This is a genomic window from Rhizobium sp. NPDC092011 (assembly GCF_044756305.1).
GTDB lineage: Bacteria > Pseudomonadota > Alphaproteobacteria > Rhizobiales > Rhizobiaceae > Rhizobium.
In genome coordinates, this window is sequence record NZ_JBIVSO010000002.1 from 1366958 (window position 1) to 1391024 (window position 24067).

The window sequence follows — 24067 nt, forward strand, 5'->3', positions numbered from 1 at the left end:
CAAAGCCCTATCGTTGAAGGAGTGTTTCATGTCTTCCATTCTGGATTTGCCCAGCATGTCGCGCCGTTCCCTGCTGCAAGGCCTCAGCGCCACGGCGGCGCTGATCGTGCTGCATCCTTTCGCCGCGCGCGCAGCCGGCAACCAGGCGCATCTGCGTCTCATGGAAACCACCGACATCCACGTCAACGTCTTCCCTTACGACTACTATGCCGACAAGCCGAATGACACGATGGGCCTGACGCGTACCGCGACGATCATCGACAATATCCGCGCCGAAGCCACCAACTCGCTCCTCATCGACAATGGTGACGTGCTGCAGGGCAACCCGATGGGCGACTACATGGCCTATCAGCACGGCATGAAGGACGGCGATGTCCATCCCGTCATCAAGGCGATGAATACGCTCGGCTATTCCGTGGGAACGCTCGGCAACCACGAATTCAACTATGGCCTCGACTTCATGTTCAAGGTGCTGGCCGGCGCGAACTTCCCGTTCGTCTGCGCCAACCTCACCAAGGGCCAGCTGGCCTCCGACCCGACGAAGGACGACCTGTTCTTCAAGCCGTACCTGATCCTCGAAAAGAAGATCAAGGACGGCTCCGGCAATGAAAGCCCGATCAAGATCGGCTTCATCGGCTTCGTGCCGCCGCAGATCATGCTCTGGGACATCAAGAACCTCGAAGGCAAGGCGCAGACGCGCGATATCGTCGAAGCCGCCAAGGCCTGGGTGCCGGTCATGAAGGCGGAAGGCGCCGACATCGTCATCGCGCTCTCGCATTCCGGTATCGATGGCAGCGGCCCGAGCGAGAAGATGGAAAATGCCTCGCTCTACGTCGCCGCGGTCGATGGCATCGATGCCGTCTTCACCGGCCACCAGCATCTCGTCTTCCCCGGTCCGAAGACCTGGGATGGCATCAAGGATGCCGATCCGGTCAAGGGTACGCTGCATGGAAAGCCTGCCGTCATGGCCGGCTTCTGGGGCTCGCATCTCGGCCTGATCGACCTGCTGCTCGAGAAGGACGGCAAGAGCTGGAAGATCGTCGACTTCACCTCCGAAGCACGGCCGATCTACCACCGCGACGACAAGAAGAAGGTCATCGCCGACGTCGCCGACAAGAAGGAAGTCGTCGAAGCCGCGAAGGCCGAGCACGAGGCGACGCTGGCTTACGTCCGCACGCCGGTCGGCAAGACGTCTGCGCCGCTCTACTCCTACTTCGCGCTGGTCGCTGACGATCCGTCTGTACAGATCGTCAGCCAGGCTCAGGTCTGGTACATCAAGGAGATGCTGAAGGAGACGCAGTACAAGGATCTGCCGATCCTTTCGGCTGCGGCGCCCTTCAAGTGCGGCGGCCGCAACGGCGCCGACTACTATACGGACGTTCCTGCCGGCGATATCGCCATCAAGAACGTCGCCGACCTCTACCTCTACCCGAATACGGTGCAGGCCGTCGTCATCAACGGCGCGCAGGTCAAGAACTGGCTGGAGATGTCGGCCGCCATGTTCAATCAGGTCAAGCCGGGCGCCAAAGATGCCGATATCATCAACAACAGCTTCCCATCCTACAACTTCGACGTCATCGACGGCGTGACGTACCAGATCGACGTCTCTCAGCCGCGCCGCTTCAGCGATGACGGCAAGCTGCTGAATGCCGATTCAAACCGCATCCAGAATTTGCAGTTCGACGGCAAGCCGATTGATCCCGCGCAGAAGTTCGTCGTCGTCACCAACAACTACCGAGCCGGCGGCGGCGGCAATTTCCCGGAAATCGGCGCCGACAAGGTCATCTACCAGGCACCGGATACCAACCGCGACGTCATCGTGCGCTATGTTCACGACCAGGGCACGATCAACCCGACCGCCGACGGCAACTGGACCTTCAAGCCGCTGCCGGGCACGACCGTCGTCTTCCAGAGCTCGCCGAAAGCCAAGGATTTTCTCGACCAGGTGAAGAGCGTGAAGATCGAAGATGCCGGCGACGGCACGGACGGTTTCCGCAACTATCGCCTAGTGCTCTAAGCCCGCAACGAAAGGCCCTCTCCCCCTTGCGAGGAGAGGGCTTTCACTCAGCGGCCAAACGCTTTTCTTCGGGATTGAACATCTCGACCGCCGCCTTGAAATCCGCCTGATTCGGGCATTGCGACAGGCGTGAACGGAAGGCTTCGATCATCCAGGCCGCCGCTGGACCTGGCGGATTATCAAGCTTGCGGATCGCATAGATCGGATATTCGCTCTGATCATAGGCATCGAGAGGCAGCGGCACGAGCCGGCCTTTCTGCAAATCTTCCATGATGAAGGATGCCGGCAGCCCGCCCCAGCCGAGACCGCCTCTGATCAGCTGATGCTTGGTGGCGATATCGCTGACGCGCCAGGTCTTGTAGGACAGGACGTTGAAATCCTTGCCGTTGGTGAGGCTTGAGGCATCGGTGACGACAAGCTGAACCTCTTCGCGCACATCGGCCAGCGTCAGCGGCCTTCCGATCTGCGCCAGCGGATGCGTCGGCGCGGCGACCGGCATCATGAAGGAATGGCCGATGCGCTCGATGGCCAGCGCATCATCCTGCTTTACGACCGCGCCGCCGATACCGATGGTCGACTTGCCGCTTGCGACAAGCTCCATCATCGTGCCGAGCTCGCCGGTATCGAGACGCAGCGAAACGTAAGGGAAACGATCACGGAATTCGCGCAGCACCTCCACTGTCGCATGGACGGGCACCATGACGCTGATGGCGACGGCCACTTCTGCCTCGAGCCCGGTCTTCAAACCTTTCACTCTGGCGCGCATCACCTGCAGATCCGATAGGATGCGGCGCGCATCCTCCAGCATCACCCGGCCTGCATCCGTCAGCTTCGGCTGGCGTGAGCCGGAGCGCTCGAAGAGCGGCATTTCCAACTGGGCTTCCAGATTGGCGATCGTGTAGCTGATAACCGATTGCGCCCGATTGAGCACGCGCGACGCCGCGGAAAAGCTGCCGGACTCTGCAACGGTCAGAAACACCTGCAACTGGTCAAGGGTGGGATTGGGAAGCATCTGCCATCCATTCTATCGATAATTACAATCCATATTATCACAGTTTTTCTCGATAGCACTGAGGACTTATCTATGAACCCGAACGAGATCGGACTCTCCCAGCCGATTTTCGCAACCCATTGAAAAGGAAAACGGATATGTCCTCCATTCTGCTTCTGACCTCCAGCCCGCGTCCGGACTCGCTCTCCTCCAAGATCGCCGTCGAACTGGCGGAGAAGATCAAGGCCAACAATCCGGGCAAAACGCTCGTCAAGCGCGACCTCGCAGCCGACAACCTGCCGCACATCGACGGCCCTTTCACTGCCGCCATTCGTACGCCGGCCGACGCCCGCACGCCCGAGCAGCAGGAACTCGTCAAGGTTTCCGACGCGCTGGTTGACGAGCTGCTCGCAGCCGACACTGTCGTCATCGGCACCGGCCTCATCAACTTCAACATCTATTCGTCGCTGAAGACCTGGATCGACAACGTCGCTCGCGCCGGCCGTACCTTCACCTACACCGAAACCGGCCCGAAGGGTCTGGCAACCGGCAAGAAGGCCTACATCGTGCTCGCTTCCGGCGGCGTCTACTCCGAAGGCCCGGCTGCTCCGCTGAACCACGCCGTTCCCTACCTGAAGTCGGTTCTGGCCTTCATCGGCATCACCGATGTAGAGACGGTCTATGTGGAAGGCGTCGCCTTTGGTCCGGAAGCTGCCGAAAAGGCTATCGGCGCCGCTCAGGCCCGCGCTTCCGAGCTGGCCCTCGCCGCTTAATCAACAGCATTATTCCGATAATGGCAGGCGGCCGGCTCCAACCGGCCGCTTTGCTATTTTGCCTGTGGCAGTGCTTTCACGAACTGCTTCACCGTCTCCAGAACTTCGTTCGAAAGCGCCTCGTCGTTCGCCACACGCGCAAGGCCGAGCGCGCCGGTCATGAGACAGGAGGCGATAATTGCCTTGCGTCTGGCTTCGGCGGTCTCAGGCTCAGGCATACGCGCCGCCATGGTCTCGAAATTCCTTCGCAAGCCTTCAGTCGCCACTGCGCGAACCGCATCGCTGCTCCGCGCCATATCTGCCGTCAGCGCCGCATAGGCGCAGCCCTCGCCGCAATGATCCCGGTGACGTTCGCTAAGGTAGCCGTCGACATAGTCGTTTAGCGATATGCTTTCGGGAGCAATTCCCTGCTCCTCCTGCTGCCGCCGCCACGATCCGATTGCCGATTCCATGGCTTCCGCCACAAGTTCGTCGCGGGAGCCGAAATGCTTGTAGAAGCCACCGACTGTCAGACCCGCCTCCTTCATCAGATCGGCGACGCCAATTCCTTCCAATCCTTCCTCGCGCAGACGCTTGGCAGCGAGTTTGACGATGCGTTCATGCGTCTTCTGCTTTTCCAGTTGCGAGCGGCCCATCGAAAATCCTTTCGTGCCCGGCTTGACAAAATGGATTACGATCATAATCCTTATAGATAACGATCATAATCCAGATCGTGACGAAAGCCAACAGGAGCTACGAACATGCGTCTCAAGAACAAGGTCGCCGTCATCACTGGCGGAAACAGCGGTATCGGGCTTGCCACAGCCCGCCTCTTCCTCGCTGAAGGCGCCAAGGTGGCCATAACGGGCCGCAACGCGAAAACACTGGCTGCAGCGGCAGAAGAACTCGGCGATGGCGTCCTGGCATTGCAGGCAGACACAACCGACATCCCGGCGATGGAAAAGGCATTTGCCGAGGCCGCCGAAAAGCTTGGAAAATTCGATGTCGTCTTCGCCAACGCCGGAATTGCCGGAGAAACCCCACTCGGCAAGACCACGCTTGAGCAGTTCGAAACCATCGTGCGCATCAATTTCACCGGCGTCTTCTTCACCGTGCAAGCGGCTTTGCCGCACCTGAACGACGGCGGTTCGGTGATCCTCAACGGCTCGGTCCATGCCGTCCTCGGCATCCCCGGCGCCTCGGCCTATGCCGGCACCAAGGGCGCCGTTCGCGCCATGACGCGCAATCTCGCGTCCGAACTTGCACCGCGCGGCATCCGCGTCAACCAGGTGACGCCTGGCGCCACCAAGACGCCGATCTGGGATCCACGCGCCGCCACGCCGGAAGCTTTGGACGCGCTGCAGACCCGCTATGGCAATATGAGCCCGCTTGGCCGCATGAGCGAAGCCGACGAGATCGCCAAGGCTGCGCTCTATTTCGCCTCCGACGATTCCGCCAACGTCACGGCCATCGAAATCACGGTTGACGGCGGCGCCATCAACGCTCCATCCGGCGCCAAGATGTTTCGTGTGGCTTAAGCCTGCGAGGTTTGAATGGCCGCCGATACCGGCGGACCGCGTGAGGCCGTCTGGCGCAGATGCGAGAGGCGGCCTTTGCGTGACTGGGCTGACTGCCCGATTTCTATTGCCGCGACAGGCGGGTTTTGCAATGTTTCAATCACCCGGCAATAATGCAGATACAGAGAACAAACATGCCGATTCCGATGTACATGCCGCGACGCTTTGGACGTTTGGGCATCTGGCATATCTCTGGCTGGAGCATCAAGGCCTACGGTATCTCCGCACAACACTCGGAACAAGAACAACTCCTACAGCCGGAACTGGTCGATGAAGCGCGCTCTTTCGTTGCGGTCAATCTGGCCCGTATGGAACGGACGCCGCACTACTCTGTCGGCTTCGTCGTCCTTCATCACGGAAGCAGCGCAAAAACCTTGTTGACTCATTGGTGGGCCAACGAGTGCGTGTGCATGCAATACGCCGCTCAATCGGACTATTTGGGAAAGCCTGAATTTTCGCTCGCAAAGAGCGATCTCATGGCCTGCGCCTACGAACTTGTTGCCATCGACTTCGAGCGGCGCGCCTGGATTTCGACTGTAATGTCCGGAAAGCCGATGGAAGAATATCTGGAAAGCTGGTTGCCGGACGGGCTTTACTGACGCCGCGCCAACATCTTCGGTGAGCATCTATAAGATGCATCACACTACTATGGATATTTCTGCAGAAATGCGCCGCCAGCACAGGCAAGCGGCGCGAACAATCAGACCTGGCGAACCTTTTCGCCATCGCCAAACAGAGACGGGCCGTTCTGATCGATGATCTGCTGCGCCTTGCGGAAGGTCGATTCCACGGCATCGTCCGATGAGGTGAAGACATCGGCCCGGATGAAATTGCGCACCAGTATCTCGCCGTTCACGTCCTTCTCGATCCGCCCCATGAGGCGGAACTGATTACCCTCGCGCTGCGGGGTCGCATGGATCGTGCAGCCAGCATGAACCTGCGGCTCTGCGCTCACCGTAGAGCCGCCGGATTTCTCAGCGCCCGGCTGTGCCGCGCCACCGGTGAAAATCGAGATGATATTTGAAAAGAACGAAGCCATGGATCGCCTTTAGCATGAAGGTTGCAAGCTCGCAAAGTCAAATGATTAGGTTTGCCAGGATCTCGTTTTCGGTGATGTCCTCATAGCCCATGCCGGAGCTTTCGAAATTGGCGATAAGCTGTTTGAAATTATCCGGATTCTTCGTCTCGATGCCGATCAGAATGGAGCCGAAGTTGCGGGCGCTCTTCTTCAGATATTCGAAACGGGAAATGTCATCCTCGGGGCCGAGCATGTTGAGAAAATCGCGAAGCGCGCCGGGGCGTTGCGCCAGACGCAGGATGAAGTATTTCTTCAAGCCCGCGTAGCGCATGGCGCGCTCCTTGACATCGGGCAGACGCTCGAAATCGAAATTGCCGCCGGAGACGACGGCAACGATCGTTTTGCCGCGAATGCTGTCGCGGTCGAGCTTTTCCAGCGCCGTGATGGCCAGGGCGCCGGCCGGCTCCAGCACCACGCCCTCGACATTCAGCATATCGGTGATCGTGACGCAGATGGCGTTTTCCTCGATGAGCTGGACCTGGTCGGCCGAAAAGCCCTTCAGAGCGGCGAAATTCAAATCGCCGATACGCCCGACGGCGGCGCCATCGACGAAATTGTCCACCTTGGTCAGCGTAACAACCTGCCCTGCCTCGATACTGCGGCGCAGGCTGGGCGCACCGGCGGGTTCCGCGAAGATAAACGCATCGCGGGCAACCGTGTCGGCAAAATAGCCGGTGATCCCTGCTGCAAGACCGCCGCCACCGACGGGCAGAAGGATGCGATCGGCTACGACGCCATCGGGCAATTGTTCCGCGATTTCGGCCGCAACGGTCGCCTGCCCTTCGATGATATCGGTATGATCGAAAGGCGGTACCATGACGCCGTCAATGCGCTCAACATGCTCGCGCGCCGCCTGATAGCATTGATCGAAAAAATCGCCGAAGAGCTTTATGGTGATGAACTCGCCGCCGAAGATACGGGTCTTGTCGATCTTCTGCTGCGGCGTGGTGACGGGCATGTAGACCACGCCCGGCACGCCGAAATGGCGGCAGACGAAAGCAAAGCCCTGGGCATGATTGCCGGCGGATGCGCAAACGAAGGTCTTTCCCGTGCCACCCTCGGCAATCACCTTGCGGAAAAAATTGAAGGCGCCGCGGATCTTATAGGAACGCACCGGCGTCAGATCTTCGCGCTTCAGCCAGATATCGGCGCCATAACGGGCAGAAAGGTGCTCATTCAACTGCAGCGGCGTTGCGGGAAAAAGGCCACGCATGGCCTCGGTTGCTTCGAGAACAGTCTGTTTGTCCACGGCTTATCCGTCCTTCTTCAATAAGCCCCCGCTATGACACAGGAAACATGACCAAAGAAAGCCTGTTTATACCGCTTTCGGACCTGCGAGCGCGATATAGCTGCCACTTACGAGCAGTTAACTATTTATGCCTCTGACAGCGGAAATCCTAAAATCTGCGAGTTGACAGCAAAGCTCCCCCTGCGTCCAATATGACACAGCCATCATGATGATGGTCAGAGGCCCGCCCCAACACCGATCCGTCGGCGCAGGCGGGCTTCGCTTGAGCCTATCCAACGCCTTCAGGAGCCGCTGCGGCGTCATGGGATATAAATAGGCGTGCTGCTGGCATATAACTCAGCTCGTCTTGAAAAACATTTCCTTGACTGAATCGCTCAAGTGCTTGAAGGGAAAAAGCACGCGGACGTGGCGAAACTGGTAGACGCAAGGGACTTAAAATCCCTCGACCTTTGGTTGTACGGGTTCGACCCCCGTCGTCCGCACCAAAATCGAATTCCACTGTTATGGAATCGATAAAGGCGCAGCTTTCGCCGCGCCTCTCTCATCAATATGCAGAATTCGAATTAGGCCGTCAGCTTGGCAGCAATCTTGGCGACGTGGGCGCCCTGGTATTTTGCTGCTTCCAGCTCGATTTCCGAAGGCTGGCGCGAGCCGTCGCCGTTGGTGATCGTGGAGGCGCCGTAGGGCGAGCCGCCCTTGACTTCTTCCGTGCCCATCTGGCCCTGGAAGGCATAGGGAAGGCCGACGACGGCCATGCCGTGGTGCAAAAGGGTCGGAATGAAGCCGAGGATGGTGGATTCCTGGCCGCCGTGCTGCGTGGCGGACGAGGTGAATACCGAGCCGACCTTGCCGACAAGCTTGCCGTTGAACCAGAGGCCACCGGTCTGATCCCAGAAATTGCGCATCTGCGAGGCGACGGTGCCGAAACGCGTGCCGGCGCCGACGATGATCGCATCGTATTCTGCCAGCTCGTCCGGCGTTGCGATCGGAGCTTCCTGATCGAGCTTGAAGTAGGAAGCCTTCGCGACTTCTTCCGGCACGAGTTCCGGCACCCGCTTGACGGTGACGTCTGCACCTGCGGACTTTGCGCCTTCTGCGACGGCATAGGCCATCTTCTCGATGTGACCGTAAGCGGAGTAGTAGAGAACCAGAACCTTAGCCATGAGAACGTCTCCTGTTTGCTAGACGCGTTAAGTGTTGCATTCGGTTTTATCAGCGATGCGACGGCGGAGCAGCCCCCATGCTCAGAACGCACTGTTCATTCTGCGTAGACGAAAATTCATTTGCAACATCTTGCAATGACTTCCGTCGACACGAAAACGACCGTTTGCATTCGCCGCAAACAGCGCTACCTATTCAAAACCTTTTCTGTGAACGCGCGGCGCGCGCTTTTTCCTGGATGTCTCCATGTCAAACGAAACCATTGTCACAGCCGCCATGCTGGCCATCGGCGACGAACTGCTTTCCGGTCGCACCAAGGACAAGAATATCGGCCATCTCGCCGATGTACTGCTGCTGGCTGGCATCGACCTGAAGGAAGTTCGCATCGTGGCCGACGAGGAAGATGCGATCGTATCTGCGCTCAACACCTTGCGCGGCCAATATGATTACGTCTTCACCTCGGGCGGTATCGGCCCTACTCATGACGATATCACCGCCGATGCCATTGCCAAGGCGTTCGGCGTGGCTTGCGAGCATGACGCCGACGCCATGCGGATCATGGGCGAAATGTATGCGCGGCGCGAGATGGAATTCACCGAAGCCCGTCAGCGCATGGCGCGGATGCCCGTGGGATCGAAGCATATCGCCAACCCGGTTTCGACGGCTCCCGGTTTCAATATCGGCAACGTCTATGTCATGGCCGGCGTGCCACAGGTTTTCCAGGCGATGCTCGACAACGTCATCCCGACGCTCCGGACCGGGGCTCACGTTCTGTCGACCGCTATCTCCTGCCCCTATGGCGAAGGCGAAATCGGCACACCGCTCGGCCTCATCCAGAAGGCCCATCCGGATACCAGCATCGGTTCCTATCCCCGCTATGTCGGCCAGTTCTTCTCGACGGAGATCGTCGTGAGAGGCCGTTCGGCTGAGCTGGTTGAAAATGTCGCAGCCGAAGTACGCGCGATGATCGAAACCATCCGACAGTCGAAAGCCAAGGAAAATCAGTCCGCTGAAGCGTAACGTTCAACGACGGCGTGCATTTTGTTGGGGAACCGAAACGATCACGGCGCATTATTCTGAAGCGGAATGCTGATATAATGTAGCGATCCAACCCTTCCGCGTGGGAGATCACGTCATGTCCTATAAAACCATTGTGACCGTCCTCGACAATCCCGACAACACGCGGGTCGCCGCCGACTTTGCGGCCGCCTTCGCCAAGGAGCACGGCTCCCATCTTGTCGGCCTGCATGCGGAAGTCATCTCGACCGTGCCACTTGTGGCACCGATGGAAATCCCGGACCCCGTGGCCGTGCAGGCGCTTCAGGATGTCGTTCACAATCAGGCGATCGAGATCGAGAGACTATTCCGCACCAAGATGGAGAATGCCGGCGTCGACTATGAATGGCACAGCTTCGCCAGCACCGTTGGTTACGGCACCGAGCCCTTGGTCGAAACAGCCCGCAGCGCCGATCTGCTGCTGGCCGTGCAACCCGATCCATCGAAATATTCCGATACCCAGGTCGATGTCGAAACGTTCCTGTTCGACAGCGGCCGACCGGTGTTGCTGATCCCCTATATTCTGAAGGAACCGAAGCCGATCCGCCGTGTGCTGATCGCCTGGAACGGCTCGAAGGAGGCGGCGCGCGCCACCTTCGATGCGCTGCCCTTCCTGAAAGCTGCCGATTCCGTCGAGATACTCTCGGTCAGCACGTCCGAGAAGGAAACGCATCCGTCGAAGGAAAGCGGCGTTCAGATCGCGGCAGCCCTCACGCGTCACGGTGTCCGCGCCAAATTCGAAACTGCCGCCTGCTCCGGCAAGTCGACGCCATCGCAAGTGATCGAAAACCGTCTTGCCGATGATAGCATCGATCTTCTGGTCATGGGCGCATATACCCATTCCTGGCTCTGGCAGATGATCTTCGGCGGCACGACGCGTACCTTGCTGCAATCCATGACGGCAATGACGCTTCTGGCGCGCTGATCGCTCAAAGACGTGGAAATCATGAGGTTCCGGCGGGAATCTGCACCACCCCGTTGCCCCGCTGCTATTGCCTTTTGACGGTAAATCCAGCAGAAAGCAGCGACCGATGACAGAATTCCCGCCAGGGAACCGTTCGCGCGGTCCATGGAACATGATCCCGAAAAGCCGGTGCTTTTCTCTGATGCGATCCTGTTCAAGTCGATAGCACGAATCGCGTTCCGGATTTGGTTCATGGTCCGCGCCCGCCGCGGGGTCTGCTCAGGGTCGCCGGCGCGCCGGTGCGTCGTCATTCCATGCCCCGGAGCCTGTAACCATGTCCCTCCCCGATAAAGCCTTTCCCGTATCCTGGGATCAGTTCCATCGCGATGCCCGCGCACTTGCCTGGCGGCTTGCCGGCCTCAATCGCGAATTCAAGGCAATCGTCTGCATCACCCGCGGCGGCCTCGTGCCGGCCGCCATTATCTCGCGCGAGCTCAACATCCGCCTGATCGATACCGTCTGCATCGCCTCCTACCACGACTATTCGGAGCAAGGTCAGATGAACCTGCTCAAGGGCATCGCCCCGGAACTGTCCGCCGATGGCGGCGAAGGCGTGCTTGTGGTCGATGACCTTACCGACACGGGCAAAACGGCGCTCGAAGTTCGCGCCATGCTGCCAAAGGCGCATTTCGCCTGCGTCTATGCCAAGCCGACCGGCGTTCCCACAATCGACACCTTCATCACCGAGGTCAGCCAGGACACGTGGATCTACTTCCCCTGGGACATGGGCTTCACCTATCAGGAACCGATCGCCAAGGGTCATCGCGGCTGAGCCACAGCGGTTTCGCCGCGAATCACTGCTGATTCCATCCAGGGCGTCAAAGCAAACTGAAACAGTCATAATAGAGGTGGGCGCTGCGGCGCCCACTATATTTAGTGGGTGCTGAACAACGAGAATGCGTGAGATTCAAGGCGTTCCGCACGAATCATAAAGCACGACGGCATGCTTTTGCCTCGCTGCCAATGGCTTCAAGGCCACGGTCACAATTTTGTCGTTTTTGACTCCTGCGGTGATGCCTTTCCCATCATCAGTCGTCGCAACAAGGGCGAGCATCTCCCCTCAAGCCGTTGAATCTTTTACCCTCCTGACGTTTCCCCAATTTCCACAGGTAAGCCCACAAGATATTGTGGTTAACAATCCGTCTCAAACCACCCCTTGACGGACTCATGTCTTTCAAAGTTAATGGACGACGTTGCGGCGGCGACTGAACCAGGCGGTTTTACGAGGGCTGGTTCTCACTTTGAAATCGGATTTGGATTCAGGGCGATACACTCTCAGCAGTGGACGCCGCGGGGATTTTTGTGCCGATGTCGATGCTGCCGAAAAATTGGATGCGGGGACTGGCGGCAATAAGCTGTTAATACTATATTTAGTGTTTGCAGCCACCATCACCACAAGATACAGGAACCCATCTCCGGATGACATCTCCTGTCAGATAGCGGATTGAAAGCTGGCTGTGCGTTGAATTCGCCATGCCGGAATGAGAATTTTTGCGCCCTGCTTCCAAGCGGGCGCGCACCAACGAATGAGGATCGGGACCATGCGCATCGAACGTCGTTTCACGAAGGCCGGCCAATCGCCCTACGCGGATATTGAATTCCGCAAGGCGACCAGCGAGATCAAGAACCCGGATGGTTCGATCGTGTTCCGCCTCGAAAACATCGACGTTCCCGCGCAATTCTCGCAGGTTGCAGCCGACATTCTCGCGCAGAAGTACTTCCGCAAGGCTGGCGTGCCCGCCAAGCTGAAGAAGGTCGAAGAAAACGACGTTCCATCCTTCCTGTGGCGCTCCATTCCCGATGATGCCGCCATGAAGGATCTGGCGAAGGAAAAGCAGACCGGCTCCGAAACCGATGCCCGTCAGGTTTTCGATCGCCTTGCCGGCACCTGGACCTATTGGGGTTGGAAGGGCGGCTACTTCTCTTCCGAAGAAGACGCCTCCGCCTTCTGTGACGAGCTTGCCTACATGCTCGCCACCCAGCGAGTCGCCCCGAATTCGCCGCAGTGGTTCAACACCGGCATGCACTGGGCCTATGGCATCGATGGCCCCGGCCAGGGCCACTATTACGTCGACCCCTTCACCGGCAAGCTGACCAAGTCCAAGTCCGCCTATGAGCATCCGCAGCCGCATGCCTGCTTCATCCAGTCCGTCGAAGACGATCTCGTCAACGAGGGCGGCATCATGGATCTCTGGGTTCGCGAAGCCCGTCTCTTCAAGTACGGTTCCGGCACCGGCTCCAACTTCTCGCTGCTGCGCGGCGAAGGCGAAAAGCTCTCCGGCGGCGGCCGTTCGTCCGGCCTGATGAGCTTCCTCAAGATCGGCGACCGCGCTGCCGGCGCCATCAAGTCGGGCGGCACGACCCGCCGCGCCGCCAAGATGGTCGTCGTCGACATCGACCATCCTGACATTGAGGACTACATCAACTGGAAGGTCAAGGAAGAGCAGAAGGTTGCTGCCCTCGTTACCGGTTCGAAGATCGTCGCCAAGCACCTGAAGGCGATCATGAAGGCCACCGTCAATTGCGAGGGTGACAATGACGATTGCTTCGACCCGGCCAAGAACCCTGCCCTGAAGCGCGAGATCCGCGCTGCCAAGAAGGACCAGGTTCCGGAAAACTACGTTCAGCGCGTCATCCAATTTGCTCGCCAGGGCTACAAGGATCTGGAATTCAAGACCTACGACACCGACTGGGATTCGGAAGCCTATCTCACCGTATCGGGCCAGAACTCCAACAATTCGGTCTCCATCAAGGATGACTTCCTGCGCGCCGTCGAGGCCGATGGCGACTGGAACCTGACCGCCCGCAAGGACGGCAAGGTCATCAAGACGCTGAAGGCACGCGACCTATGGGAATCCATTTCCTACGCCGCCTGGGCATCGGCCGATCCGGGCCTGCATTTCAACACGACGATGAACGACTGGCACACCAGCCCGGCCGCCGGCCCTATCCGCGCATCCAACCCGTGCTCGGAATACATGTTCCTCGACGACACGGCCTGCAATCTCGCCTCGCTGAACCTGATGACCTTCAAGGACGCAGCGACGAAGCGGATCAACATCGCCGATTACGAGCATGCCGTCCGCCTCTGGACCGTCGTTCTCGAAGTCTCCGTGATGATGGCGCAGTTCCCGTCGCGCCGCATCGCCGAGCTTTCCTACGAATACCGCACGCTCGGCCTTGGCTACGCCAATATCGGCGGCCTCTTGATGTCGTCGGGCATTCCCTATGACAGCGACGAAGCCCGCGCCATCGCCGGCTCGCTGACCGCCATCATGACCGGCATCTCCTACGCAACCTCGGCGGAAATGGCGTCCGAACTCGGAACGTTCCCGATGTTCCAGCCGAACCGCGAAAACATGCTGCGCGTCATCCGCAACCATCGCCGTGCCGCCTATGGCGAGACCTCTGGCTATGAGGGCTTGTCGGTCAATCCGGTGGCGCTGCTCCACTCCGAAAACCCGGATCAGGATCTCGTCGCTCATGCCAAGGCTGCCTGGGACAGGGCGCTGGAGCTCGGCGAAAAGCACGGCTACCGCAATGCTCAGGCCACCGTTATCGCACCGACCGGCACGATCGGCCTCGTCATGGATTGCGACACGACCGGCATCGAACCGGACTTCGCTCTGGTGAAGTTCAAGAAGCTCGCCGGCGGCGGCTACTTCAAGATCATCAACCGCGCCGTTCCGGAAGCTCTGCGCACGCTCGGCTATTCCGAAAGCCAGATCGCCGAGATCGAAGCTTACGCTGTCGGCCACGGCAACCTGAACCAGGCTCCGGCCATCAACCCGTCGACGCTGAAGGCCAAGGGCTTCACCGCCGAGAAGGTCGATGCCGTCAACGCCGCTCTGAAGAGCGCCTTCGACATCAAGTTCGTCTTCAACCAGTGGACGCTCGGCGCCGACTTCCTGAAGGGCACGCTGAAGGTATCCGACGAGCAGATGGCCGATATGAGCTTCAACCTGCTCGACCATCTCGGCTTCTCCAAGAAGGACATCGAGGCCGCCAACATCCACGTTTGCGGTGCGATGACGCTGGAAGGCGCTCCGTTCCTCAAGAACGAGCACCTCGCCGTCTTCGATTGCGCCAATCCCTGCGGCAAGATCGGCAAGCGCTATCTCTCGGTCGAAAGCCATATCCGCATGATGGCGGCGGCTCAGCCCTTCATCTCGGGCGCCATATCCAAGACGATCAACATGGCAAACGAAGCCACCGTCGAGGATTGCAAGAACGCCTACATGCTGTCCTGGAAGCTCGGCCTCAAGGCCAACGCCCTTTATCGCGACGGCTCCAAGCTCAGCCAGCCGCTGAATGCTTCGCTGATCGAAGACGATAGCGACGAGGACGCGCTGGAAGAATTCCTGCAAGCTCCGGCTGCCGCACAGGCCGTCACCATCACTGAGAAGATCGTCGAGCGCGTGATCGAGAAGGTTATCCGCACGCAGGAAAAACTGCCGGGCCGCCGCAAGGGCTACACCCAGAAGGCAAAGATCGGCGGTCACACGATCTTCCTGCGCACCGGCGAATATGACGACGGCCGTCTCGGCGAAATCTTCCTTGACATGAACAAGGAAGGCTCGGCTCTTCGCGCCTTCATCAACAACTTCGCGATCTCCGTCTCGCTTGGCCTCCAGTATGGCGTGCCGCTCGAGGAATATGTCGACGCCTTCACCTTCACCAAGTTCGAGCCGGCCGGCATCGTCACCGGTAACGACGCCATCAAGAACGCCACGTCGATCCTCGACTACGTGTTCCGTGAACTGGCGATCTCCTATCTCGGCCGTCACGATCTAGCTCACGTCGACACTTCGGACTTCAACAACACGGCGCTTGGTCGCGGCGTGTCCGAAGGCAAGGCCGATGTCGTCTCCAAGGGCCTGACCCGCGGCTACAAGCCGACGCTGGTTCCAAGCTCGGGCGATCGTCCGGCAGCAGACGTCAAGGGCGCGGCTATTGCGGCTCCGGCCCGGGCGGCATCGCTCGGCACCGTAACGGCTTTTGCCGGCAACACGGTACGCAAGCTGGAGCCGACCAGCTCCGTCTCGACTTCCGAAGTCGTCGCCTTCAAGCGCGACTACGAGGAGCGCGCCAAGGAACTGGCCGAAGAGATCGCGGAAGAGCAAGTGAGCGAAGCCACTGAGGCCACCGGCCTCTTCACCGACAAGGCTGCAAGCGACGCGGCAACGGCCAAGACGGACGCCAAGAAACTGGAATCCGAACGCCGCGCCCGCTCCATCATGCAGGGCTACACGGGCAACATGTGCACCGAATGCCAGAACTTCACGATGGTACGAAACGGCACCTGCGAGAAGTGCGACACCTGCGGCGCAACAAGCGGCTGCAGCTGAGACTTCAACCGCTCACAGGGCACGTTGAAGCGAGAAGCCCTATTGTGGGTCTAAATGCATCCAGATTTCAGGCGGTCGAACCGCCTGAAATTGAAATCTGGAACAAACAAAGAACCTTCCATCCCAGGCGGATGAACCTGATATCATCAAGGCGGTACTGAGCCGTCGGCATGCACGCCAAACCGAAATGCCCGATTTCGGTCATGAAACCGGCTGGAAATCATCTATTTCCGTTGAGAATGTCCGCGTCGTCATTCGATCTGCCGCGCCCTTGAGAATTGTCTGTGTAATCGCCCGGCCCTTCGACGCATTCTATCGCTAAATCCGGCCGGCAGCGCGTCGGCGATCATATCTCAGTTGCGTGAGGCACCGTCTTGAAAATCGGCAGTGATATCGCAAGCGTTCAATATCTGCGGGCCGTTGCCGCGATTTCCGTTCTTTGCTTCCATGCCAGCGAGACATATGGGCTGGGCTTCAAAGTCGGCGCCGCGGGCGTCGATATATTTTTCGTTATCAGCGGCTTCATCATGTGGATCACGACAGACGGAAAGCCGATCGGCCCGCGAAAATTCATGTTTCGCCGACTGGCCCGAATAGTGCCACTCTACTGGATTGCGACGACGGTGACATTCGCTGTGATCATGTTGAGGCCGCAGTTTTTCTTCGACACGGATTCGAGCTTGGGAAATTTGATCGGCTCGCTATTTTTCGTGCCCGTCATCAAGGATGATGCACTGCATCCCGTCGTTGAGCAGGGATGGACCCTGTCCTACGAGATGTTCTTCTATCTCATTTTTTCCGTTTCACTGCTTTTGCCGGAACTCAGGCGGTTCTCGTTCCTGATGGCGGCGCTCGTGATTGCCGTCCTCGCGCATTACCTGCTGACATTCGGCTATGTCAGCGTTTTCACCCAACCGGTCATTCTTGAATTTGCGACGGGAATCGTCATTGGACGCTTGTGGAACCAGGGCTTTCGGCTGCCATTTGGCGTTGCGATCGGCTTGGTGTTTGCCGGAATCCTGTTGCTGGCGATTGATCCGTTGCCCCATTTCGACCGTGCAGTGCGCTGGGGCATACCGGCAACGCTATTGCTGTCGGGCGCCGTTTTTGCGGAACGAGAGCGCGGCGTTCCCAAACTGGCCCTCCTGCATTTTCTGGGAGACGCGTCCTATTCGATTTACGTCTGGCACGTGCTTACGGGCATTATGGTGACGGCGCTGCTATTGCGCGTCGGGGTACCGCCTGCAGCGCAGCCCGTCTTGATTGTATTGGGATCTCTGGCCTTTGCGATCGTCTGCTATCTCTTCATTGAGCGCCCGATCCTCCGCAAGATGCGGCCAGCTAGGCCGCAGCCCGCGTAGCAAGGCTGACGCGCAGGGCTGGATTGTTGCGACCGCACTTGGATCAGATCAGGCGCGCTCGAGGCAAAGATCGAATACGCAAGGAAGGCGAAAGCGCCCGAAGCCCTTCATGAAATTCATGAAATCGTCTATTTGACGAGGTGTCGCAGCAACTCCGCGCGCTGCCCATGCCTTCCCCTTGGTGGTTCGGAAATAGCAAGGGCAATGATCATCTCTATCTAAAAGGAGTTGATCCGACATATACGGAACCTAATCGCCACGCATTGCTGCCGTCGGCAAAAATCCTGCTTATCGCGATTTGGCAAGCTGCCGATCATCTGTATGGCTGGAAAGCGGTTTATCCAGCTATGCGACGTTCACCTGCCAGTATCCGCTCAAAAACCTGCGACAGAAGCGATAACCCGTGGCATAAGGCCCCCGAAACTTATTTGTGGGCCTCGCGTAGACATGATCCGTATCGAAAATATCAGCAAACAGAACAGCCATCGCATCCTCTTCATCGAGGCATCCGCGGCACTCAACAGGGGCGAGAGCATCGGTCTTGTCGGCCCCAACGGCGCCGGCAAGACGACGCTTTTCCGCATGATCACCGGACAGGAACAGCCTGACGAGGGACAGGTCTCCGTCGACAAGGGCATCTCCATCGGTTACTTCAACCAGGATGTCGGCGAGATGGAAGGCCGCAGCGCCGTCGCCGAAGTGATGGAAGGTGCGGGCCCCGTCAGCGCGGTTGCCGCCGAGCTGCGTGAGCTGGAAGCCGCCATGAGCGATCCGGATCAAGCCGACAGAATGGATGAGATCATCGAGCGCTACGGTGAGGTGCAGGCACGCTACGAGGAGCTCGACGGTTATGCGCTGGAAGGCCGCGCTCGCGAAGTTCTGGCAGGTCTCAGCTTCACCCAGGAAATGATGGATGGGGACGTCGGCGCACTGTCGGGCGGCTGGAAGATGCGCGTGGCACTGGCCCGCATCCTGTTGATGCGCCCGGACGTCATGCTGCTCGATGAACCGAGCAACCATCTCGATCTCGAAAGCCTGATCTGGCTGGAAGCCTTCCTCAAAGGCTATGAGGGCGCGCTTCTGATGACCTCGCATGACCGCGAGTTCATGAACCGCATCGTCACCAAGATCATCGAGATCGATGCCGGCAATCTCACCAGCTATTCGGGCGACTACGAGTTCTACGAACAGCAGCGGGCGCAGAACGAAAAGCAGCAGCAGGCGCAGTTCGAGCGCCAGCAGGCGATGCTTGCCAAGGAAATCAAGTTCATCGAGCGTTTCAAGGCGCGTGCTTCTCATGCTTCGCAGGTGCAAAGCCGCGTAAAGAAGCTGGAAAAGATCGATCGCGTCGAACCGCCGAAACGCCGGCAGACGGTTGCCTTCGAATTCCAGCCAGCGCCGCGCTCCGGCGAAGATGTGGCTGTGCTGAAGAACGTTCACAAGAAATACGGCAGCCGCAGCATCTATGAAGGGCTTGATTTCATGGTGCGCCGTCGCGAGCGCTGGTGCATCATGGGCATCAACGGCGCCGGGAAATCCACCCTGCTCAAGCTGGTGGCAGGCTCAACGGAGCCGGACGAAGGCAGTGTCGCACTCGGCGCCAGCGTGAAGTTGGGGTATTTTGCCCAGCACGCGATGGATCTGCTGGATGGAGAGCGCACCGTATTTCAGCAGCTAGAACACGATTTTCCGCAGGCCGGCCAGGGTTCCCTGCGTGCGCTTGCCGGCTGCTTCGGCTTTTCCGGCGACGATGTCGAGAAGAAATGCCGCGTGCTGTCCGGCGGCGAGAAGGCACGGCTGGTCATGGCGATCATGCTCTTCGACCCGCCGAACCTGCTGGTGCTGGACGAGCCGACGAACCATCTCGATCTCGACACCAAGGAAATGCTCATCCAGGCACTGTCGCAATATGAGGGCACGATGCTGTTCGTCTCGCACGACCGGCATTTCCTGGCGGCGCTCTCCAACCGCGTTCTGGAGCTGACGCCCGAGGGCATCCATCAATATCCCGGCGGCTATACAGAGTATGTCGAGCGCACCGGCTACGAGGCACCCGGTCTCAAAAGCTGATAGCTCGTCGAGCGACACGCTACTGTGTGTTGATCGAAGGGGTGGTGCCGGCGTTGATGACGGCAACGGGCGCCGCCCTGCCCCGCACGCGGATTTCGATGCGGCGTCGTGACTCGACGGCGCCGCGCTGGCCCGAAGTGATGGTATCGCCCGGCAGGATCAGTTGCGCTGCCGACATCGGCAGGATGGTGGCATCCTTGAGCTTGGGATTGGCCTTGAGCACGTTGGCGACCGCGATCGCGCGGGCCAAGCCGAGCCCGGCATTGTCTGCCGGCAACAATGCCGAAACCGGAAGCTTGCCGGCCATGGCGCTGATCAGCGTATCGTCGAGATTAGATTTTTCGCGCGATACCGGTTGTTCGTCCGTATGGCCGATCACTTCGACGATATTGGCGCCGTAGAGGCTGAGATTACTGGCAATCTCATCTGTAATGGTGCCATCGAGCAATTGCGCAAAGGTGCCGGTGAGTTCGGCGCTTCCGGACTGGAAATAGTTCTTCTTGGCGTCATCGAGATTGATGATAGGCGGCCAGTCGTGCATGCCGTTCCCGCTACCATTGCCGGCCAAAAGCTTGCCGAGCTGGTCGGGCGCTGACGCAAGCGTCACCCCATGCTCCTTGAGAACGGCGGCCACCTTGGCCAGCGATTTCAGATCGTCCGGCGTTGCGCCCTGGTCTGCCATGCTGTCGAGCGTTTCTTTCGCCAGCACCAACTCCCTCCATTGCTTGTCCACAACGGCCTTATCGGCAGCGGAGAGGTCGTTTGAGACGACCTTGGACTGCAGCAGGACAATCTCGGCCGCCTGCTCGGTCCGCTTCTTCTCCAGTGCGGCGACCTGCTGTTCGGCTTTCTCAAGCTTGTGTTCGACTTCGTAGCGCTTGTGTCTTTCCGCTGAAATCATTGCGGCGGCGACGAGCAGCAGGCAGAAGACCAGAAGCAGCATGGACTCGGCCATCGTCAGGCCAAGGATCAGGCCACGATTGTAGCCCTTGTGCTCCAGTTTCGGCGTGCTGTCCGAGCCACCTGCTACCATAAATGCCACCAGCGTTTTCGCGGCACCGTCTCAATCGCCGGCACGACATCGCGGTTACCGCCAGCGGCTCTTGGCGGCACTTGCCCCATCGCCTCGGCCATGCGACCGAGCGCCACTTCGATGTTGCGCAGGGGCTGAAGCTGCGCCTCCGACATCTCCTTGATCGCGGTAATTGCAGGTGTCAGTTCGGCGCGCACGACGTCCTCCGGCGAGCGGATCTCTTCCAGCTTTCTGCCGACATTCTCGACGGCGGTGCCGAAGGCACCAATGATCTCCGAAAGTTGCGATGTCGTCGTCGTCAGCTGAGCGGCCGCTTCATTGATGGGAGTTACCGCCTGTTTCGCCAGCATTTCCAGGATCTTATTGATCTCCTGGCCGTTGCGCTCTGCCTGGCGCGCGATCTCCTCAAAGCCTTCCGACAGCATCTGGTTGCTGACACGCCGGTAGTGCGAGAATTCACGCGAGGAAGAATCGAGTTCTGTGCGCACGCGCCGCGTCATCTCGGCAAGCTCGTGACGCACGCTGCGCTCGATGTCGATCGGGTCGCGCCGCATCTGATTGAAGAGGATGCGCAGCGTCACGCCGGCGATGGTCGAGGTGACGGCGATGCCGAAATTGCGGACGATGGTCTCAATCGATGTTTCGCCGGCAAAGAGATAGAGCGATACGCCGAGGCTCGACAGGGTAAAGAGAAACCCCATGTAGTAGAGATTGTCGCCCGCCTGCTCGTTGTGCAGCCGAAAGCCGGCAAAGGCCAACGATACGATGAAATAGATCGCCATCAGCACGAGCGGTATGCCGGTCACGATGGGTAGCGACCACTCCATCAGTTTCGACGACCAGATGAAGATCATGCCGCCGATGGTGATGGAGGCGAAGAGCACCATCGGCCCGTAGTCCCGGAAGAGATACCTCGCCTCGGTGTCAGCCATCAGCGTATCCCCTCCAAACGCACGAAGCCGTCGAAATAGCCGTTATTGTTCTTGATCCACTGTGCCCAGAAATTCGCAAGATCCTCTATGCTGAACTTCATATTCGGCCTTTGAAAGGCAAGGATCTTTACCGTGACACCATCCAGTGACGTGCGGAAACGGTCGTTTGCTGGGCTATGCTGATACTTCGGATAGGACGCGCCATCGCGATAATTCGAGAAGGCCGCTGTGTGCTCGATCATATCGGACGCAATGTAAAGGCGTTTTGGCAAACCATGCGGAGCATTGGCGAAGACCTCCAGATTGATCTTCTGGATGGCCGCCATGATCGGCGACAGGCGGCCGGATTCGCCTTCGGTCAGCTTGCCGGCGATATCGGCGAGCGGCTTCTGAAAGCCCTTCTCCCAGCGTGCCTGCGCAAGACGCGGGTTGCTGGTCCATTCGTCGACGCTCGCGCCGCTTCCGGGATTGCAGCCATGGAAGGTTTGGATGAGCTCGCCTTCCTTCTCGGTCAGCGCATAGATATCGATGGCGCCGCCGATCGGAACGTCCGCCACGATCTTCTGGAACTGATTGCGCAGGTCGAGCGCCGTCGTATCGGCGATCGGGTCGGTGACATCAAGCAGAATGGCGGTTTCCGCTTTCGGGCCATCCATCGGGCAAAGCGATGCCTGATCGACGGCAACATTGCCGTTCGCCTTGTATCGCAACCAGCCGTAGGCACCCACGATCCCGAGAGACAGGACGGCGAGGCAAACCGTTGCAATGATGAGACCGGCGGATCCGCCGCGCCGGCTACGCCGCTTGCGTCGAGCCAAGGATGCTCTCCGGGAAAAGATTGTCGAGCTGGTGGTATTTCTCGATGGCGTGCTCGAATTCGTCGCCGATCCGCTTGATCTGCTCTGACAATTCCGTCTGGGCGCTCTGGATGCGCGAGCCGAGGACCTTGTCGTCCCATTCCTCTTCTGTGCGGATGACAGGCGTCAGACGCTCCATCCTGTAGGCTGCCTTGAAGTATGACGGTTCCTGCTCGGTGCGTGCCGTCCTGTTGGCGTCGCGGTATGAGGTCAGCAGCACATTGGCGGCGCGCTCCAGATGGTTCTGGTGTTCGGCAAAAAGCCCCGCCGTCCTCGCACGATGGGCGATGATAGCAGCCGTCTCCTGCCGGCGCAGCGAGAGATCGCGAATGATTTCCTCGATCTTGCTGTTGTGGTCATCACGGATCTCGCGCAGGTCATCGATCAGATCCAGCTTGCGATCGATATAATTGTCTCTCGCCGCGTCGAGACGCTTCTGCACGCCGGCAAAGCCCGGATAGGGATCGGTGAGATAGCAGCCGTCAATGAAGGCGACGAGCGAGAACATCAGGCCGATGGCAAAGAGCATCCACGAGTTCAGCTCCGTCAACCCGAGCGGTGCCGCCTTCAGGCGCTGGATGACCTCGGCACCGGCACCGCTCAGGATCGTTGCCGAGACCTCGCGGTAATGCGCGAGCGCTATGTTGATGCCCAGCGCGACGGCGACATAGGCAACCAAGCCAAGGAGACCGAGCAGCTTCAGCGCATAGGATCGATGCACGAGAAAACGCACACAGAAGAAGGAAAACATCAGCGCCGCGCCGATATTCAGGAAAGCGAAGGCCGCGGCTTCCGTCACGCCGCCGACAAGGCCCTGCTCGCTGCCCTTGGCAAGGAAGCTGCCGTTCATCACCATTTCGATAAGGACGAGGAAGACGATGAGCGAGACCTTGAAGCCCCATGCCGCCTTGCTCGAGACCTTCGCGGCGCGCTGCAGCTTGTGGGTGGCCTTGAAGCCGACCATCTCGTCCTCGGCGGTTTTCAGCTTGCGGCGAAGGCCGTGAAGTTCATCCACGCCACTTGCCACTTCCGCCTTGAAATCCGAGATGCTGGAGGCATTCGCCTGGCGGATGAGACCGAACTGCCCTTCAAAATCGAGGTTGCGCAACCGGCTATCGAAGGTCTGAAACTGGTCTTCGAGGATCTGGTAGGAACTCTTCTTTTCCGCCTCAACCCAGGCAACGAGGCGCTGTTCCGTTTCGTCGAAGGATTGGGCGTCCGGCGCCGGTCGGTTCTGCCGCCCGGCTGCAGCCCCCTTCTCCTTCAGATCGAGTGTGGAGCCAAGCTTCTCGATATCGACGACGGGAAAGACGTCCGTCGAGGCGCGGAAATCATGGCTTGTCTCCCGAACATTGTCCCAGAGACGATTGAGGGCTTCGAAACGCAATGATCTTCCCCGGCGAATTCATCAACTTAGAAAGGACAAGACGACAAACCGATACCGTACCGGTTGTCCCCGGTCCAGCGCGATATGATCGAGGTTAGGATGTGATTGTGGTAAAGAATAGCCCGAGCGCATTGCGATTGGAAAACATCTGCCTGAATGAAAAACAGTCTTGATGCGCCTCTCTGCAAGGCGCCGCTCCAAAGTGTGTTGCGATCTTCCAGATCCGCTCCCCTG

The 24067-nt window shown here is 59.0% G+C and carries 19 protein-coding genes and 1 tRNA gene; 11 read left to right on the forward strand and 9 right to left on the reverse strand.

Translation table 11 applies throughout. The features are described from left to right. Positions 1-28 precede the first annotated feature (28 nt). Complete coding sequence (locus ACIQJ2_RS15030) at positions 29-2017, forward strand: bifunctional 2',3'-cyclic-nucleotide 2'-phosphodiesterase/3'-nucleotidase (protein ID WP_199148478.1); 1989 nt, start codon at positions 29-31, stop codon at positions 2015-2017. Between the two features lie 43 nt (positions 2018-2060). Here the strand turns inward: ACIQJ2_RS15030 and ACIQJ2_RS15035 are convergent, their stop codons facing one another. Beyond that, entirely contained in the window at positions 2061-3029 is a 969-nt protein-coding gene (locus ACIQJ2_RS15035) for a LysR family transcriptional regulator (protein WP_199148479.1), read from the reverse strand. A gap of 137 nt (positions 3030-3166) precedes the next feature. On the opposite strand from ACIQJ2_RS15035, the gene ACIQJ2_RS15040 reads away from it, so the two are divergent. Next, positions 3167-3781: an FMN-dependent NADH-azoreductase gene (locus ACIQJ2_RS15040; protein WP_199148480.1), complete on the forward strand. Its 615-nt coding sequence runs from the start codon at positions 3167-3169 to the stop codon at positions 3779-3781. A gap of 53 nt (positions 3782-3834) precedes the next feature. On the opposite strand, the gene ACIQJ2_RS15045 is transcribed toward ACIQJ2_RS15040, so the two are convergent. After that, positions 3835-4416, reverse strand: coding sequence for a TetR/AcrR family transcriptional regulator (locus ACIQJ2_RS15045; protein WP_199148481.1), 582 nt, complete (start codon positions 4414-4416; stop codon positions 3835-3837). Positions 4417-4521: 105 nt separating this feature from the next. Between ACIQJ2_RS15045 and ACIQJ2_RS15050 the strand changes: the two genes are divergently transcribed. Continuing rightward, the gene (locus ACIQJ2_RS15050; protein WP_400672748.1) at positions 4522-5298 is read left to right on the forward strand and encodes an SDR family oxidoreductase; all 777 of its coding nucleotides are present in this window, start codon (positions 4522-4524) and stop codon (positions 5296-5298) included. Between the two features lie 173 nt (positions 5299-5471). Then, entirely contained in the window at positions 5472-5936 is a 465-nt protein-coding gene (locus ACIQJ2_RS15055) for a hypothetical protein (RefSeq protein ID WP_400672746.1), read from the forward strand. A 101-nt stretch (positions 5937-6037) separates the two neighbouring features. Here ACIQJ2_RS15055 and ACIQJ2_RS15060 read toward each other — a convergent pair whose 3' ends face one another. After that, entirely contained in the window at positions 6038-6376 is a 339-nt protein-coding gene (locus tag ACIQJ2_RS15060) for an HlyU family transcriptional regulator (RefSeq protein WP_199148483.1), read from the reverse strand. A 37-nt stretch (positions 6377-6413) separates the two neighbouring features. Next, on the reverse strand, positions 6414-7664 hold the full coding sequence (gene ilvA / locus ACIQJ2_RS15065; RefSeq protein WP_400672744.1) for a threonine ammonia-lyase: 1251 nt from the start codon (positions 7662-7664) through the stop codon (positions 6414-6416). A 399-nt stretch (positions 7665-8063) separates the two neighbouring features. Here ilvA and ACIQJ2_RS15070 point away from each other — a divergent pair. After that, a tRNA-Leu gene (locus tag ACIQJ2_RS15070) sits at positions 8064-8149 on the forward strand. A 78-nt stretch (positions 8150-8227) separates the two neighbouring features. Here the strand turns inward: ACIQJ2_RS15070 and wrbA are convergent. After that, complete coding sequence (gene wrbA / locus ACIQJ2_RS15075) at positions 8228-8827, reverse strand: NAD(P)H:quinone oxidoreductase type IV (protein WP_400672742.1); 600 nt, start codon at positions 8825-8827, stop codon at positions 8228-8230. Positions 8828-9071: 244 nt separating this feature from the next. On the opposite strand from wrbA, the gene ACIQJ2_RS15080 reads away from it, so the two are divergent. The 6 genes from ACIQJ2_RS15080 (at position 9072) to ACIQJ2_RS15105 (ending at position 19624) form a co-directional block, all read left to right on the forward strand. Then, positions 9072-9845 (forward strand): competence/damage-inducible protein A, encoded by a 774-nt coding sequence (locus ACIQJ2_RS15080; protein WP_400672740.1) that lies wholly within the window; start codon positions 9072-9074, stop codon positions 9843-9845. A gap of 115 nt (positions 9846-9960) precedes the next feature. Then, positions 9961-10806, forward strand: a complete 846-nt coding sequence (locus ACIQJ2_RS15085) for a universal stress protein (RefSeq protein ID WP_199148058.1) — start codon at positions 9961-9963, stop codon at positions 10804-10806. A 313-nt stretch (positions 10807-11119) separates the two neighbouring features. After that, positions 11120-11617, forward strand: coding sequence for a xanthine phosphoribosyltransferase (gpt, locus tag ACIQJ2_RS15090; protein WP_199148057.1), 498 nt, complete (start codon positions 11120-11122; stop codon positions 11615-11617). 769 nt (positions 11618-12386) lie between these two features. Beyond that, positions 12387-16193, forward strand: coding sequence for a vitamin B12-dependent ribonucleotide reductase (locus ACIQJ2_RS15095; protein ID WP_400672736.1), 3807 nt, complete (start codon positions 12387-12389; stop codon positions 16191-16193). 374 nt (positions 16194-16567) lie between these two features. Next, positions 16568-17554, forward strand: a complete 987-nt coding sequence (locus tag ACIQJ2_RS15100) for an acyltransferase family protein (RefSeq protein WP_400672734.1) — start codon at positions 16568-16570, stop codon at positions 17552-17554. A 447-nt stretch (positions 17555-18001) separates the two neighbouring features. Then, on the forward strand, positions 18002-19624 hold the full coding sequence (locus tag ACIQJ2_RS15105; RefSeq protein WP_400672731.1) for an ABC-F family ATP-binding cassette domain-containing protein: 1623 nt from the start codon (positions 18002-18004) through the stop codon (positions 19622-19624). Between the two features lie 19 nt (positions 19625-19643). On the opposite strand, the gene ACIQJ2_RS15110 is transcribed toward ACIQJ2_RS15105, so the two are convergent. The 4 genes from ACIQJ2_RS15110 to ACIQJ2_RS15125 are packed head-to-tail and all read right to left on the reverse strand — an operon-like array spanning position 19644 to position 23833. Next, positions 19644-20657, reverse strand: a complete 1014-nt coding sequence (locus tag ACIQJ2_RS15110) for a hypothetical protein (protein WP_400673086.1) — start codon at positions 20655-20657, stop codon at positions 19644-19646. After that, complete coding sequence (locus ACIQJ2_RS15115; RefSeq protein WP_199148054.1) at positions 20651-21589, reverse strand: hypothetical protein; 939 nt, start codon at positions 21587-21589, stop codon at positions 20651-20653. The genes ACIQJ2_RS15110 and ACIQJ2_RS15115 overlap by 7 nt, the downstream gene beginning before the upstream one ends. After that, positions 21589-22407, reverse strand: coding sequence for a hypothetical protein (locus tag ACIQJ2_RS15120; protein WP_400672728.1), 819 nt, complete (start codon positions 22405-22407; stop codon positions 21589-21591). Before ACIQJ2_RS15120 ends, ACIQJ2_RS15115 begins: the two co-directional genes overlap by 1 nt. Next, on the reverse strand, positions 22385-23833 hold the full coding sequence (locus ACIQJ2_RS15125; protein WP_400672725.1) for a hypothetical protein: 1449 nt from the start codon (positions 23831-23833) through the stop codon (positions 22385-22387). The genes ACIQJ2_RS15120 and ACIQJ2_RS15125 overlap by 23 nt, the downstream gene beginning before the upstream one ends. Positions 23834-24067: the final 234 nt, after the last annotated feature.